The following is a 15,253-nucleotide window of genomic DNA, read 5'->3' as shown; positions in this document are numbered from 1 at the left end:
CGGGGCCGCGCGCATGTTCTCGGATACCGATTTCGCCCACATGCAGCGCGCGCTCGCGCTCGCGGCGCGCGGCATGTACACGACCGCGCCGAATCCGCGCGTGGGCTGCGTGATCGTCAAGGACGGCGACGTGATCGGCGAAGGCTTCACGCAGCCGGCCGGCCAGGATCACGCGGAAGTGCAGGCGCTGAAAGATGCACGCGCACGCGGCTACGACGTCGCCGGTTCGACCGTCTACGTGACGCTCGAGCCGTGCAGCCACTTTGGCCGCACGCCGCCGTGCGCGAACGCGCTGATTGAAGCGCGTGTCGCGAAGGTCGTCGCCGCGATGGAAGACCCGAACCCGCAGGTGTCGGGGCGCGGCCTCGGCATGCTGCGCGACGCGGGCATCGACGTGCGCTGCGGGCTGCTCGCGCACGAAGCCGGCGAACTGAACATCGGCTTCGTGTCGCGGATGACACGCGGCCGCCCGTGGGTGCGGATGAAGACCGCCGCGTCGCTCGACGGCCGCACCGCGCTGCCGTCCGGCGAAAGCCAGTGGATCACCGGCGAGGCCGCGCGCCTCGACGGGCATGCATGGCGGGCGCGCGCCTGCGCGATCCTCACCGGCATCGGCACCGTGCGTGAAGACAACCCACTGCTGACCGTGCGCGGCATCGACACGCCGCGCCAGCCACAGCGCATCCTGGTGGACAGCCGCCTCGACCTGCCGCTCGACGCGCGGCTGCTCGAAGGCGCGCCGCTGCTGATCTTCTGCGGCCGGCTCGACGCCGCCGGCGAGGTGCGCGCGAACGTGCTGAAGGCGCGTGGTGCGGAAATCGTGCCGATCGCGAATGCGCAAGGCAAGGTCGACCTGCCCGCGATGCTGGCGGCGCTTGGCGCGCGCGGCGTCAACGAGCTGCACGTCGAGGCCGGCCACAAGCTGAACGGCTCGCTGCTGCGCGAGCAGTGCGTCGACGAATTGCTCGTCTACCTCGCGCCGAGCCTGCTGGGCGCCGATGCGGCCGGCATGTTCGACCTCGCCGCGCCGGCGAACCTCGACGCGCGTACGCGGCTGTCGTTCCACGGATTCGAGCGGGTCGGCGACGACCTGCGGATCCTCGCGCGCTTCGCGCCGCCCGACGCCTCTCACTGAACGGAATCGTCACGATGTTTACCGGAATTGTCGCGGCCGTCGGCCGCATCGAAACGATCGCCCCGCTCGGCACGTCGGCCGATGCCGGCGTGCGCCTGACCGTGCAGGCCGGCGGGCTCGACCTGGCCGATGTCGCGCTCGGCGACAGCATCGCGATCCAGGGCGCGTGCATGACGGTGATCGAAAAGACCGACGCCACCTTCGACGTCGACGTGTCGCGCGAAAGCCTGAACCGGACGGTCGGCCTCGCGCAGCCCGGCGAAGTGAACCTCGAGAAGGCGCTGCGCGCGCACGATCGCCTCGGCGGGCATATCGTGTCGGGCCATGTGGACGGCCTCGGTACCGTCACGCGCTTCGCGCCGGTCGGCGAGTCGCATGAACTGCGGATCGTCGCGCCACGCGAACTCGGCCGCTATCTCGCGTACAAGGGCTCGATCACGATGAACGGCGTGAGCCTGACCGTCAATACGGTCGACGACCGCGCGGACGGGTGCGAATTCTCGATCAATCTCATTCCGCATACGGTCGAGGTCACGACGCTGCGTCACGTGAAGGTTGGCGACAAGGTCAATCTTGAAGTCGACATGATCGCGCGGTATGTGGAGCGGATGCTGTCGGCGTCGCAGGGCGTGCATCAGGACTGATCGGGCAACGCCGTCCCATATATGAAATGACGGCTGACGGTTCGGCCTCGTTGCCTAGGCGTCGCCGCAGCCCCGTCGCTCCGCCGAGCGTTGCTCCCGCCCTGCTTCGTGCCGGGCCACCCCGTCGGCGGTCCGAAGCGACAGCATCGTGATCGCGTTCGCTCGATGCCCGTCCGGCCGGCCGACACCTGGCCGAACAGCCAACGACGCGCACGGGTCATGCCGCCGCGCTAAGATGCGTCGACAGCGGTTTCCATGCCGCCACGTACGACGCGCCGCGTCGCGGCCGCCACTCTTCCCATTGGAGTCGTCCCCATGTCCATCTCGATGTACCAGGCTTCGCTGCCCGTCCTGATCCGCGGCCTCATCAACCTGCAGCACATCCTCGGCAAGGCGCAGGCCCATGCGGCCGAAAAGCAGATCGATCCATCGGTATTCATCGGCGCACGCCTCTACCCGGACATGCTCCCGCTCGTCCGCCAGGTCTACATCGCGACCGACACGGCCAAGGGCTGCGCCGCGCGGCTCGCCGGCGCCGAGATCCCGAGCTACCCGGATGTCGAGCAGACCTTCGACGAACTGCATGCGCGCATCCAGAAGACGATCGACTACCTGAAGAGCTTCGACGCCGCGCAGATCGACGGCAGCGAGGCGCGCCAGATCGTGCTGAAGATGCGCGTCGGCCCGATCGAGTTCACCGGCCAGTCGTATTTGCTGAACTTCGTGCTGCCCAATTTCTTCTTCCACGTGACGACCGCGTACGACATCCTGCGCCACAGCGGCGTCGAACTCGGCAAGCTCGACTACCTCGGCGGGCGCAACGAGCACGCGTGACGTGCGGCCGGGCCATGCCCGGCCCGCAACCGTCCGCACCCGCGCGCAGGCCGTCCGCGGCGCTTTCCGGAGTGCTCGCCGGCCCCGCGCGGCCCGCGCCAGCCGAAACGCCGTCCGGCTGGCGTAAAATACGCACTTTCCTCTTTCTCGCCCCCTTATGACGCTCGCCTCCACGCTCGACATCATCGCCGAGCTGAAAGCCGGCCGGATGGTGATCCTGGTCGACGAAGAAGACCGCGAAAACGAGGGCGACCTCGTGATCGCCGCCGAATTCGTCACGCCGGAAGCGATCAACTTCATGGCCAAGTACGGCCGCGGCCTGATTTGTCTGACGTTGACGCAGGAACGCTGCAAGCAGCTTCACCTGCCGCTGATGACCTATCGCAACGGCACGCAGTACGGCACCGCGTTCACGGTCAGCATCGAAGCGGCCGAAGGCGTGACGACCGGCATCTCGGCCGCCGACCGTGCGCACACGATCGCCACGGCGGTCGCGCACGACGTGCGCCCCGAACACATCGTGCAGCCGGGCCACGTGTTCCCGATCATGGCGCAGCCGGGCGGCGTGCTCGTGCGCGCCGGCCATACCGAGGCCGGCTGCGACTTCACCGCGCTCGCCGGGCTGACGCCGGCCGCGGTCATCTGCGAGGTCATCAAGGACGACGGCACGATGGCGCGCCTGCCGGACCTGCTCGAGTTCGCGAAGGAACACGACCTGAAGATCGGCACGATCGCCGATCTGATCCAGTATCGCAGCCGCACCGAATCGATCATCGAGCGGATCGCCGAGCGCACGATGCAGACCGCGCACGGCACGTTCCGCGCGGTGCTGTACCGCGACCAGCCGAGCGGCTCGCCGCACATCGCGCTGGTGCGCGGCACGCCGTCGCCCGACGTCGATACGCCGGCGCGCGTGCACGAGCCGCTGTCGGTGCTCGACCTGCTCGAGACGGGCGTGTCGACCCACTCGTGGACGCTCGACGCGGCGATGCGCGAGATCGCGGCACGCGACCTCGGCGTGATCGTGCTGCTCAACTGCGGCGATACGAAGGAACACCTGATCGACGTCTTCAAGGCGTTCGACGAGGAAGAAAAGGCCGCTGCGCTCAAGCGCCGGCCGGTCGATTTCAAGACGTTCGGCATCGGCGCGCAGATTCTGCGCGATGTCGGCGTCGGCAAGATGCAGGTGCTGTCGAATCCGCGCAAGCTGGGCAGCATGTCCGGCTACGGCCTCGAAGTCACGGGCTTCATTCCGATGCCCGGCGGCGAAGCCACGTCCTGCCCGGCGTCCCACGCGTAACCCGCCACGGCGCTTTCGCCCTATAACCGTTCATCCACACCACGGACCAGATCATGGAAATCGGACAATACCAACCGAATCTCGAAGGCGACGGCCTGCGTATCGGCATCGTGCAATCGCGCTTCAACGAACCCGTGTGCAACGGCCTCGCCGACGCGTGCGTCGAGGAACTGGAACGCCTCGGCGTCACCGGTGAAGACGTGCTGCTCGTGTCGGTGCCCGGCGCGCTGGAAATCCCGCTCGCGCTGCAGAAGCTCGCCGAAAGCGGCCAGTTCGACGCACTGATCGCGCTCGGCGCGGTGATCCGCGGCGAGACCTACCATTTCGAACTCGTGTCGAACGAGAGCGGCGCGGGCATCACCCGCATCGGCCTCGACTTCAACCTGCCGATCGCGAACGCGGTCCTGACGACCGAAAACGACGAGCAGGCCGTCGCGCGCATGACCGAAAAGGGTCGTGACGCCGCGCGCGTCGCCGTCGAGATGGCGAACCTGACGATGGCGCTCGACCAGCTCGGCGACGACGAGGACGAAGAAGAAGACGAAGACGACGAAGAGGAGCGCGCATGAAGAAGAGCGCCCGCCGACAATCGCGCGAGCTGGCGACGCAGGGCCTGTATCAGTGGCTGCTGTCGAACGCGCCCTCCGGCGAGATCGACGCGCAACTGCGCGGCGCGCTCGGTTACGACAAGGCTGACAAGGAACTGCTCGAAGCGATCCTGCACGGCGTGATCCGCGAGCATGCGACGCTCGTCGAAGCGCTGACGCCGTCGCTGGACCGTCCGATCGATCAGCTGTCGCCGGTCGAACGCGCGGTGCTGCTGATCGCGACGTTCGAACTCACGCACCATGTCGAAACGCCGTACCGCGTGATCATCAACGAAGCCGTCGAACTCGCGAAGACGTTCGGCGGCTCCGACGGCTACAAGTACGTGAACGGCGTGCTCGACAAGCTGGCCGCGAAGCTGCGCCCCGCCGAAACGCAGGCGCGTCGCAACGGCTGATACCGTTTGCTTGTCCACGGGCGCGCAAGCGCCCGTTTTTCATTCTTTTCCCCTCCGCCCTGCCCGCCGATGAATACCACCGCCGATTCGCTCGTCACGCTCGCCGCACGCGTCGACGCGATCCAGCCCTTCTACGTGATGGAACTGATGAAGGAGGCACAGCGGCTCGAGTCCTTGGGGCGCGATGTTATCCACATGGGCATCGGCGAGCCGGATTTCACCGCGCCGGAGCCCGTCGTCGAGGCCGCCGCGGCCGCGCTGCGCCGTGGCGTTACGCAGTACACGAGCGCGCTCGGCATCGCGCCGCTGCGCGAGGCGATCGCCGCGCACTACGCGCGCGCGTACGGCCTCGCGATCGCCCCCGAGCGGATCGTCGTCACGGCCGGCGCATCGGCCGCGCTGCTGCTCGCGTGCCTCGCGCTGGTCGGCCGCGACGACGAAGTGCTGATGCCCGACCCGTCGTACCCGTGCAACCGGCACTTCGTCGCGGCGGCCGAAGGTCGCCCGGTGCTCGTGCCGAGCGGCCCGGACGCGCGCTTCCAGCTCACCGAAAACGACGTCCGCACGCACTGGAACGACCGCACGCGCGGCGTGCTGCTCGCGTCGCCGTCGAACCCGACCGGCACGTCGCTCGAACCGGACGAACTGAAGCGGATTGTCGAAGCGGTGCGCGCGCGTGGCGGCTTCACGATCGTCGACGAGATCTACCAGGGGCTCAGCTACGATGCCGCGCCCGTGTCGGCGCTGTCGTTCGGCGACGACGTGATCACCGTGAACAGCTTCTCGAAATATTTCAGCATGACGGGCTGGCGGCTCGGCTGGCTCGTCGTACCGCCCGCGCTCGTCGGCACGTTCGAGAAGCTGTCGCAGAACCTGTTCATCTGCCCGTCCGCGCTCGCGCAACATGCGGCACTTGCTTGTTTCGAACCCGCGACGCTCGACATCTACGAAACACGCCGGCACGAATTCAAGCGCCGCCGCGATTTCATCGCACCGGCGCTCGAGCGGCTCGGCTTCACGGTGCCGGTGATGCCGGACGGTGCGTTCTACGTGTATGCGCATTGCGGCGGCGTCGCCCACCCGGCGGCCGGCGACAGCGCCGCGCTCACGCAGGCGATGCTGCACGACGCGGGCGTGGTGCTGGTGCCGGGCATGGACTTCGGTGTCCATGCGCCGCGCGACTATATCCGCCTGTCCTATGCGACCGCCTACTCGCGGCTCGAAGAGGCCGTCGACCGGCTCGCGACGCTGTTCGGCCAGCACTGATCTGACGCCACGGCAGGCGCACCGGCCGCTTCAGGCACCGCCCAATAGAAAAAGGCACCCGAATCGGGTGCCTTTTTCATGTCCTGCCGGCCGGAGCCGCACGGAGCGCGTGACGCGTTACGCGCCGAGCTCCGAACGATCGCCGTGCGACTGCTTCGCGGTATCGACGCTCGCATCGTCCTGCGACGCCGCTTCCTTCGGCGCCGCCTTGACCGACGTCGTGCCGTCGAGCGTCGCATGCACGCGCTTCGCGCCGCCTGCCGCGGCCGTCACGGCTGCGGTGACGATCGGCTTCGCGGGTTGCGCGGGCGCCTGCGGCGCGTTGATCGGCACGCTGCGGCCACGCGCGACGTCGCGCAGGCGGCCGCGTTCGGCCATCACCTTCGAGCCGTAGCCGTTGTCGTCGGGGTTCGTCGAGCCGTTGTACAGGCGCAGGCCGCTCGCGAGCGAGCCGCCGCGGGCGATGCAGTCCTTCAGCACCAGGGCGCCGACCTGCAGGTTCGCGAGCGGTTGCAGCGCGGTGTCGGTGCCGCCGAAATACTCGAACTTGTCGGAGTGAACCTTCGACATCACCTGCATCAGCCCCTTCGCGCCGACGCCGCTCTCGGCGTACGGGTTGAAACCCGATTCGATCGCCATCACGGACAGCAGCAGCAGCGGATCGAGGCCGACGTCGCGACCGGTCTGGAACGCGGCCTTGACGAGCTGGCCGAGCGGCTCCTGCGCGACGCGGTAACGGCGCGACAGATAGGTCGCGACGAGCGCCTGTTCGCGGTTCGACGCGAGCGCGCGATCGTCGCGGGCATCGGCCGCCACGCGCTGAATCGGAATCAGCTTGGCCAGTGCGACCGGCGACGGGCCGTTGCGGGCCGGGTCGGACGCATCGCCCTGGGCGCCTTGAGCGCCCTGAGCGGCGGTTTCCGGCGCGACATCGAGGCCGACCGCAAGCGCATCCGCTTCGGGCGTGTCTTCCTGCTGCGGCTGCGCGCCAGCGGGCGCGAAGTTCGGCAGCGGATGGCCGGACAGCAGACGGGCCGGACCGGCCTGCACGGCCGCGGACACGACCGGCATCAGCTTCGCGGCGAGCGTGCCGCGGACGGTTGGCAGCAGCCACAGTGCAAGCGCAACCGCGACAGCGAAACAGCCGACAACGCTGAATAGATGGTGACTGACACGCGTCCCGCGACGCAGCAAGTTGCGCACGATTTGCGCATGCTGCTCAGTGGGACGCCACGATAACCAAGCGTTCATTCAGATCATCTCCCATGAACATGACTCGTGCGGCTCGCTCAGCTCGATGGCGAGACAGAAAACGCGCCGCGGAATCACGACGCCGCACGCCTTGGTTGGGACGCGCAAGCATCGGGGAAACGGTATAAGTACCGTTCGAGGCCACGGTGTAAGAAGGCCGGCGCCTTCGCACACTGGGCGAGGCGGGCATACGCGGTGGCACCCACGCAAAAAACCAGCGTCTGGTGGCGCTGGCTGGGACTACGACATAAGCCGTCGAAGACGCCGTGCAGGATTCGGCGGACGGTGACGCGCTGCGTCAAAGATCGGTGATTGGCGGCTCGAAGCCTTTTACCCTGCAGCCAATGTGAGCGGATTCTAGCAGGGTTTTATAGATCGTCAACACTATAAAAACTCAAATCTATAACAAAAAGTAATTTAAAACCCCTCTTCAGAACGCAATCCCCGTGCCGTAGGGGGTTTGCGCGCGGTCGACTTTTTCTTCGCCGGGGCGGTCGCGCGGCTGCCCGGGGTAAAATCGTCGGTCGATTCGGGGTCGTAGCCAGCCGCTGCCCCGCCCATCGCTGCCCGTCCCTGCGGGTGGCTCGGACCTTCTTCATGAAATACAAAGACTTACGCGATTTCATTCAGCGCCTCGAGGCGCTCGGCGAGCTGCGGCGCGTCACGCAGCCCGTGTCGCCCGTGCTCGAAATGACCGAGCTGTGCGACCGCGTGCTGCGCGCCGGCGGACCCGCGCTGCTGTTCAACGCGCCGCCCGGCCATGCGTTCCCGGTGCTCGGCAACCTGTTCGGCACGCCGCGCCGCGTCGCGCTCGGGATGGGCGTCGATGCGGGCGACGATGCCGCGCTCGGCTCGCTGCGCGACCTCGGGCGCCTGCTGTCCGCGCTGAAGGAACCCGATCCGCCGAAGAGCCTGAAGGACGCCGGCAAGCTGCTGTCGCTCGCGAAGGCGGTGTGGGACATGGCGCCGAAGTCGGTGTCGTCGCCGCCGTGCCAGGAGATCGTCTGGGAAGGCGCCGACGTCGATCTGAACAAGCTGCCGATCCAGACCTGCTGGCCCGGCGATGCGGGGCCGCTCGTCACGTGGGGCCTGACGGTCACGCGCGGGCCGAACAAGTCCCGCCAGAACCTCGGCATCTACCGTCAGCAGTTGATCGGCCGCAACAAGCTGATCATGCGCTGGCTCGCGCATCGCGGCGGCGCGCTCGACTTCCGCGAATTCGCGCTGCAGAACCCGGGCAAGCCATATCCGGTCGCGGTCGTACTCGGCGCCGATCCGGCCACGACGCTCGGCGCGGTGACGCCGGTGCCCGATTCGCTGTCCGAATATCAGTTCGCCGGCCTGCTGCGCGGCAGCCGCACGGAGCTCGCGAAGTGCCTGACGCCCGGTGTCGACACGCTGCAGGTGCCCGCGCGCGCGGAGATCGTGCTCGAAGGCTTCATTCATCCGCAGGAAGGCGCACCCGGCCCCGCTCCGGCCGGCGCGCCGCCGCGCCCGGCCGGCCATGCGGCGGCCGCATACGAGCACGCGCTCGAAGGGCCGTACGGCGACCATACCGGCTATTACAACGAGCAGGAGTGGTTTCCGGTGTTCACCGTCGAGCGCATCACGATGCGCCGCGACGCGATCTACCATTCGACCTACACGGGCAAGCCGCCCGACGAGCCCGCGGTGCTCGGCGTCGCGCTGAACGAGGTGTTCGTGCCGCTGCTGCAGAAGCAGTTCACGGAAATCACCGACTTCTACCTGCCGCCCGAAGGCTGCAGCTACCGGATGGCCATCGTCCAGATGAAGAAGAGCTACGCGGGCCATGCGAAGCGCGTGATGTTCGGCGTGTGGAGCTTCCTGCGGCAGTTCATGTATACGAAGTTCATCGTGGTCGTCGACGAGGACGTGAACATCCGCGACTGGAAAGAAGTGATCTGGGCGATCACGACGCGCGTCGACCCCGTGCGCGACACGGTGATGGTCGACAGCACGCCGATCGACTATCTCGACTTCGCATCGCCGGTGGCCGGACTCGGCTCGAAGATGGGGCTCGACGCGACCAACAAGTGGCCGGGCGAAACGAGCCGCGAATGGGGTCGCCCGATCGAGATGGACGCGGCCGTGAAGGCGCGCGTCGACCGGCTATGGCAGGAGATCGGCCTCTGACGCCACGCGGCCGGCGCACGCCGGCCCGCGCATCGCACTTGCCGCACGCACCCAGAAGATGAGCTTTCCGCCCGCCTCCATGCTGTCCGACGGATTCTTTCTGTCGCTGTCGTTGTGTCTCGACATCGGCCTCGTGAACGTCGCGATGCTGTCGCTCACGCTGTCGCACGGCTTCCGGCCGGGCTTCTGGCTCGGCGTCGGGTCGTGCGTCGGCGATCTCGTCTACGCGGCGCTCGCGCTCGCGGGGATGGCCGTGCTGCTGCAGTTCGAACCGGTGCGCTGGATCGTGTGGATCGGCGGCGGCGCGGTGCTGCTGTTCCTCACGTGGAAGATGGCGCGCGAAGCGTTGACGCCCGCGAAGTCGGCCGACGACGACGCGGACGATGCACCTCCGCCGCGAGCGAGCGCACGACGCAGCTTTCTGCGCGGGATGCTGCTCGCGATGTCGTCGCCCAGCGCGATCCTGTGGTTCGCGGCGGTCGGCGGCGCGCTGATCGCGAAAGCCGGTGCGACCACGCCGGCCACCGCGTCGGTGTTCCTGTCGGGCTTTTTCCTCGGCGGCCTCGCGTGGACGCTGTTCATGTGCACGCTCGCGAGCCAGGGCCGCAAGCGCGCGGGCGCCGGGCTGATGCGTGCGTGCCACGTCGCATCGGCGCTGCTGTTCGCGTACTTCTCGTACAGCGTGATCGTCGGCGGCTACCGCGACCTGATCGTACACGCGGCGTAATCGCGGTCGCGCTGCCGCGCCGGCCACCGCGCCACATGTGAGCCCCAATGAAAAACGGCGCAGCGCCCCTCGCGGGACGTTGCGCCGTTTTGCCGCGCGCGGTCAGGCCGCGCGGGACGAATCAGCGACGCCAGTAGCCATGATGGCCCCAGCCGCCGTAACCATGGCGCCAGTACGGGCGACCGTAGTAGCCACCACCGTAGCCGCCGACGACCACCGCGGGCGGCGGCGCGTAGTAGGCCGGCGCCGGCGCGTAGTACACGGGCGGAGGCGGCGGCGCGTAGTACACGGGCGGCGGCGGTGCGTAGACGGGGTAAGCGGGTGCGACCGGGATGCCGATGCCGACCCCGATCGACACGTGAGCCTGCGCGGCGCTCGCGGCACCCAGGCCCAGCGCGGCGGCGGCGATGAACGGAATGAGCTTTTTCACTTCGATTCTCCTGCTGGAGCGGTATTTTAGGCGCTCCTGTCGGCAACGGCGGGCATGCACGTCGCATGGAAGCAATGTAGCGAAAACCCGCCCCGCGCGTATCGTCCATTTGTTGCAAATTGCAATTGCACGCGGCCGCAGCGGCCGTCCGGCGCGGCGCCCGACATGGGCCGCGTTCCTTGCCGGTCGCGCGATTCCGTCCGAGGGATCGGGTCGCGGCACGCCGACCGGTCAGTCTTACCGGATCCGGCGGGCGCAGCGGGCACGCGTACGTAATGAACGATTACAAATTCGAGACAACATGCCGACATTCCAGGCCGAATGCAGCGGCGCGGTGTTTAGGGGTCGGATTCCGCGCCCCTGATTCGCCGCGGTGGCGGACGCCGGCCGCGCATCGGCCTCACTGCCTACCGGTAATTCATACACGCGGCAGCCCCGCAGCCGGCCTTCCGCGAAATGGCCGTCATTCCTGCGATACTGGCGGTTGCTTCGTTTTTGCTGACATCCGCCGCCATGCCGCTTCCCGACACACCCCGCCTCGGCTTCATCGGCGCCGGCCGCCTCGCGCGGTGTGTCGCGCAGCGTTTCGCGCAGGCCGGCTTCCCCGTCGTCGCGATCGCGAGCCGCACGCCCGCGTCGGCCGCCGGCCTCGCCGCGCGCATCGCCGGTTGCCGCGCGGTCGATAACCCGCAGCAGGTGGTCGACGCCGCCGAGCTGATCTTCCTGACCACGCCCGACGATCATCTCGCGTCGAGCGCCGCGGCGCTGCGCTTCGACGCATCGCGCGCGGCCGGCCAGGCGGTCGTCCATTGCAGCGGCGCATCGCCGGTCGCGCTGCTCGATCCGGCGAAGCAGCAAGGCGCGGCCACCGGCGGCTTCCATCCGCTCTATCTGTTCGGCGGCACCGACGCCGACCTCGCACGCATCGACGGCTGCTCGGTCACGATCGAAGCGGACGGTGCGCTGCACGCGACGCTGCTGCGACTTGCCGCCGCACTCGGCTGTCATCCGCTGTCGATTCCGGCCGGCGGCCGGATGCTGTATCACGCGGCCGCCCACTACGCGGCGAGCTTCGCGCTGTGTGGGCTGTCGGAAGCGGTCGAGCTGTGGCGCGGCCTCGGTTTCGACGAGGACGCCGCGCTGCGCGCGCTGTTGCCGATGCTCGCCGGCACGATCGAGACCGCACGCGACAAGGGGCTCGCGAATGCGCTGGCCGGGCCGGTATCGCGCGGCGACACGGCCATCGTCGAGCGTCAGCTCGCGCTGCTCGAAGCGCGCGGCGGCGATCACGCGGCGCTGTATGCGCTGCTGACGCGCCGCGCGGTCGCGCTCGCGGCGAAGCGTGCGACGCCCCCGGCGTCGCTGCCGGCGCTGGCCGAAGCCGTCGAAACCTCGCTGGCGCGGATGGCCGCCCACCCCGCCGCGCCCCCCTCCCCGTCGCGCGACGAGGCGTGATAAGGTGTCGGCCGATGCGCCGCCAACCGGCGTTGGCGGCCGCACGCTACTGACTGTATAAAAAGGATGCCAACGATGTTCGGCGAGATCGCCCGTTTTCTGCTCAATACCGTCTTCACGCTATTCGGCGCCGCGCTGATTCTGCGCGTCTGGATGCAGGCCGTCCGCGTGCCGCCGTACAACCCCGTCACGCAAGCCGTGCTGCAGGCGACCAACTGGCTCGTGCTGCCGCTGCGCCGCGTGATCGCGGGCGTACGCGGCATCGACTGGGCCAGCGTCGTCGCCGCACTGCTCACCGCGCTCGTCTATGTCGTGCTGATGGTCGTGATGGCCGGCTTCGATCCGGCCGCCGTGATCGCGACGCTCGTCGTGGTCGCGCTGCTCACCGTCGTGAAGTGGGCGCTCAACCTCGTGATCTGGATGACGATCCTGATGGCGCTGCTGTCGTGGCTCAACCCGCGCTCGCCGGCAATGCCGATCCTCTACCAGCTCACCGCGCCGTTCCTGAACCCGCTGCGCCGCGTGATTCCGAACCTCGGCGGCATCGACCTGTCGCCGATCCTGCTGTTCGTGATCGTGCAGGTGCTGCTGATGATCGTCACGCGCGCCGCCGTGTCGCTGACGATGTTCGGCATCTGATCCGGCGCGACACCTACGCTGCCGGCCCCTGCGCCGGCGGTGCGCCGAGCGTGTCGATCACGCCGAACTGCGCGGGCATCATCGCGTAGCACACGCGCACTTTCTCGTGCGACAGCCGCTCGAGCAGCCGCTGCGCTTCGTCCTCGGTGACGACGAATTCGACCTCGATCGCGAGCGAACCCTGCAGTTCGAAGAAGCGATCCTCGTGCAGCACGCGATGCTGGCCGAAACCGGCCATCGCGCGAAACGCGGAACCGCCCGCGACGCCCATCCGGTTCGCCTCTTCCAGCAGCCATTCCCACAGCGGCTTCCAGTGCAGCCGGTGCTGCTCGTGCACGTAGAAGCGCAAAAAGACCCTGTCCATCGCTCCCTCCGATGGCGGCCCGCTCAGGCCGCCGCGAGCCACGCGCGCGCGGTCCACATGCCGAGCGCCGTCAGCGCGAACGATCCAGTCAAGTGTAGGACAGCCACCGCCAACGCCCATCCGAATTCGCCGTCGAGCGCGTGCGTCATCACTTCGACCGAATAGGTCGAGAACGTCGTGAGGCCGCCGAGAAAGCCCGTGATCACGAATAGCCGCCATTCGGGCGGCAACCCGACGCGAACGGTGAATACGACGGCGGCCATGCCGATCACGTAGCCGCCGAGCAGGTTCGACACGAGCGTGCCGAGCGGCACCGCGGGAAAGACCGCGTTGAGCGCGAGACTCAGGAACCAGCGCAGCAACGCGCCGAGGCCGGCGCCGACGAAGATCGCGACGATCGAATAGAACAAGGGCACCTCTCACGGACGACGCCACGCGGCGCACGCGGCTACGCTGAACTGTATGCGGAATCGCGCCGCGCCGGCAATGCCGACGGGCCGTGCAGGCAGACGGCGGAGCGTGTCGCGTTCGCATGACGCGTTTCACGATTTCCCTGCGCGCGCCGTCGTGGATATTTACCGGACAATTACATCCGACATTACAAACCGATTTTTAATTTGCCGATTATTTATCAGCTGTTTAAAAACCGATAAAGCAGTTCGATCGTGCGCACAGGTTAACCCTGCACAACGCTTGTCCCATCGAGGTTCCACGTACTTTCCCTTATCAGACATTCCCGTATCCAGTCGATATTCGATGTCGTTATCGTCGTCGATTTCGTAGAATTGTTTCGCCACCCTACTCCATCGACATGGAGACTCGAAAAATGAACAATATCCGCCTGTCATCCATGTTGATCCCGGCGCTGTGCGCGTCGCTGCTCGCGTCGGGCGTCGCGCTCGCCGACGGCAACGGGCCGCCGTCCTACGTCGAAGGCAACCGCGCACCGAAAGGATTCGCGCGCCCGCCGTTCCACACGAAGCCACGCGCAAGCACCGCCACGATCGCCGGCCTCACGCCGGCGCTCGCGCGGCATGCCTACGGGTTCGACGCGATCGCGAACCAGGGCGACGGGATGGTCGTCGCGATCGTCGACGCGTACGACGACCCGAAGATCGAAGCCGATCTCGGCGTGTTCAGCACTGCGTTCTCGCTGCCGGCCTGCACGTCGTCGAACGGCTGTTTCACCAAGGTGTATGCCCACGGTGCGCGGCCCAAGCCCAATGCAGGCTGGTCGCTCGAGATCTCGCTCGACGTCGAATGGGTGCATGCGATCGCGCCGAAGGCGAAGATCGTGCTCGTCGAGGCGGCATCGGCCAGCTTCAGCGACCTGATGGCCGCGGTCGACGTCGCGGTCAAGCGCGGCGCGTCGGTCGTGTCGATGAGTTTCGGCGGCAACGAATTCAGCAGCGAGACCGGCTTCGACAGCCACTTCAACGTACCGGGCGTGACGTTCGTCGCGTCGTCCGGCGACAGCGGCACCGGCACCGAATACCCGGCCGCGTCGCCTTACGTGGTGTCCGTCGGCGGCACGACGCTGTCGTCCGATACGGCCGGCAATTACATCGGCGAGACGGCGTGGAGCGGCAGCGGCGGCGGTGTGAGCAGCGTCGAGGCCGAGCCGGCCGGCCAGACCGCGTGGCCGATTCCGGTGGCCGGCAAGCGCGGCGTGCCGGATGTCAGTTACGACGCGAATCCGTCCAGCGGTTTCGCGGTGTACGACTCGGTCACCTATCAGGGGCAGGCCGGCTGGTTCCAGGTCGGCGGCACGAGCGCGGGCGCGCCGCAATGGGCGGCGCTCGTCGCGATCGCGAATTCGCTGCGCACGGCGGCCGGCAAGGCATCGTTGAGCGGCGCCTACGACACGCTCTATGCGGTCGGCAAAACCGCGTACGGCAGCGACTTCCACGACGTGACGACCGGATCCAACGGCAATTGCGGCAGCGTCTGCAACGCGGCGGGCGGCTACGACTACGTGACGGGCCTCGGTTCGCCGATCGCGCCGGCGCTCGTGCAGGCGCTCGTCGCGCGGCCGTAATCGCGCGGCCCCG

The 15,253-nt window shown here is 67.9% G+C and carries 16 protein-coding genes; 12 read left to right on the top strand and 4 right to left on the bottom strand.

Annotated elements, in window-relative coordinates:
* The first annotated feature begins 13 nt into the window (after positions 1–13).
* The 7 genes from ribD to JYG37_RS06560 all read left to right on the top strand — a co-directional run bounded on the left by ribD (position 14) and on the right by JYG37_RS06560 (position 6,182).
* The gene (gene ribD, locus JYG37_RS06590; RefSeq protein ID WP_213345955.1) at positions 14–1,135 is read left to right on the top strand and encodes a bifunctional diaminohydroxyphosphoribosylaminopyrimidine deaminase/5-amino-6-(5-phosphoribosylamino)uracil reductase RibD; all 1,122 of its coding nucleotides are present in this window, start codon (positions 14–16) and stop codon (positions 1,133–1,135) included.
* 14 nt (positions 1,136–1,149) lie between these two features.
* Positions 1,150–1,779 (top strand): riboflavin synthase, encoded by a 630-nt coding sequence (locus JYG37_RS06585; RefSeq protein ID WP_213345954.1) that lies wholly within the window; start codon positions 1,150–1,152, stop codon positions 1,777–1,779.
* 315 nt (positions 1,780–2,094) lie between these two features.
* Positions 2,095–2,613 (top strand): DUF1993 domain-containing protein, encoded by a 519-nt coding sequence (locus tag JYG37_RS06580; RefSeq protein WP_124629859.1) that lies wholly within the window; start codon positions 2,095–2,097, stop codon positions 2,611–2,613.
* A gap of 157 nt (positions 2,614–2,770) precedes the next feature.
* On the top strand, positions 2,771–3,913 hold the full coding sequence (gene ribBA, locus JYG37_RS06575; protein ID WP_050011614.1) for a bifunctional 3,4-dihydroxy-2-butanone-4-phosphate synthase/GTP cyclohydrolase II: 1,143 nt from the start codon (positions 2,771–2,773) through the stop codon (positions 3,911–3,913).
* 53 nt (positions 3,914–3,966) lie between these two features.
* A complete protein-coding gene (ribH, locus tag JYG37_RS06570; protein ID WP_006476661.1) occupies positions 3,967–4,482 on the top strand; it encodes a 6,7-dimethyl-8-ribityllumazine synthase in 516 nt (171 codons plus the stop codon).
* Positions 4,479–4,916, top strand: a complete 438-nt coding sequence (nusB, locus tag JYG37_RS06565; RefSeq protein WP_050011615.1) for a transcription antitermination factor NusB — start codon at positions 4,479–4,481, stop codon at positions 4,914–4,916. Before ribH ends, nusB begins: the two co-directional genes overlap by 4 nt.
* A 69-nt stretch (positions 4,917–4,985) precedes the next feature.
* A complete protein-coding gene (locus JYG37_RS06560; RefSeq protein WP_050011616.1) occupies positions 4,986–6,182 on the top strand; it encodes a pyridoxal phosphate-dependent aminotransferase in 1,197 nt (398 codons plus the stop codon).
* Positions 6,183–6,299: 117 nt separating this feature from the next.
* On the opposite strand, the gene JYG37_RS06555 is transcribed toward JYG37_RS06560, so the two are convergent.
* Positions 6,300–7,433: a transglycosylase SLT domain-containing protein gene (locus JYG37_RS06555; RefSeq protein WP_050011617.1), complete on the bottom strand. Its 1,134-nt coding sequence runs from the start codon at positions 7,431–7,433 to the stop codon at positions 6,300–6,302.
* Between the two features lie 597 nt (positions 7,434–8,030).
* Between JYG37_RS06555 and JYG37_RS06550 the strand changes: the two genes are divergently transcribed.
* On the top strand, positions 8,031–9,587 hold the full coding sequence (locus JYG37_RS06550) for a UbiD family decarboxylase (RefSeq protein ID WP_050011618.1): 1,557 nt from the start codon (positions 8,031–8,033) through the stop codon (positions 9,585–9,587).
* A gap of 58 nt (positions 9,588–9,645) precedes the next feature.
* Positions 9,646–10,314 carry a LysE family translocator gene (locus JYG37_RS06545; protein ID WP_050011619.1) on the top strand — a complete coding sequence of 223 codons (669 nt, stop codon included), beginning with the start codon at positions 9,646–9,648 and terminating at the stop codon, positions 10,312–10,314.
* Positions 10,315–10,435: 121 nt separating this feature from the next.
* On the opposite strand, the gene JYG37_RS06540 is transcribed toward JYG37_RS06545, so the two are convergent.
* On the bottom strand, positions 10,436–10,744 hold the full coding sequence (locus JYG37_RS06540) for a hypothetical protein (protein WP_050011620.1): 309 nt from the start codon (positions 10,742–10,744) through the stop codon (positions 10,436–10,438).
* Positions 10,745–11,257: 513 nt separating this feature from the next.
* Between JYG37_RS06540 and JYG37_RS06535 the strand changes: the two genes are divergently transcribed.
* Together JYG37_RS06535 and JYG37_RS06530 are read left to right on the top strand one after the other, a co-directional pair.
* On the top strand, positions 11,258–12,199 hold the full coding sequence (locus tag JYG37_RS06535; protein ID WP_213345953.1) for a Rossmann-like and DUF2520 domain-containing protein: 942 nt from the start codon (positions 11,258–11,260) through the stop codon (positions 12,197–12,199).
* A 75-nt stretch (positions 12,200–12,274) separates the two neighbouring features.
* Positions 12,275–12,838: a YggT family protein gene (locus JYG37_RS06530; RefSeq protein ID WP_006488584.1), complete on the top strand. Its 564-nt coding sequence runs from the start codon at positions 12,275–12,277 to the stop codon at positions 12,836–12,838.
* 13 nt (positions 12,839–12,851) lie between these two features.
* Here JYG37_RS06530 and JYG37_RS06525 read toward each other — a convergent pair whose 3' ends face one another.
* Positions 12,852–13,202, bottom strand: a complete 351-nt coding sequence (locus tag JYG37_RS06525; protein WP_050011622.1) for a DUF190 domain-containing protein — start codon at positions 13,200–13,202, stop codon at positions 12,852–12,854.
* A 23-nt stretch (positions 13,203–13,225) separates the two neighbouring features.
* Positions 13,226–13,612, bottom strand: coding sequence for a fluoride efflux transporter CrcB (crcB, locus tag JYG37_RS06520; RefSeq protein WP_050011623.1), 387 nt, complete (start codon positions 13,610–13,612; stop codon positions 13,226–13,228).
* A gap of 416 nt (positions 13,613–14,028) precedes the next feature.
* Between crcB and JYG37_RS06515 the strand changes: the two genes are divergently transcribed.
* Positions 14,029–15,240 carry a S53 family peptidase gene (locus JYG37_RS06515; protein WP_213345952.1) on the top strand — a complete coding sequence of 404 codons (1,212 nt, stop codon included), beginning with the start codon at positions 14,029–14,031 and terminating at the stop codon, positions 15,238–15,240.
* Positions 15,241–15,253 lie beyond the last annotated feature (13 nt).

The organism is Burkholderia sp. LAS2 (genome assembly GCF_018417615.1).
Lineage (GTDB): Bacteria > Pseudomonadota > Gammaproteobacteria > Burkholderiales > Burkholderiaceae > Burkholderia > Burkholderia sola.
Note: the sequence above shows the minus strand (reverse complement) of the source record. Positions and strands in the feature narration are given on the sequence as shown.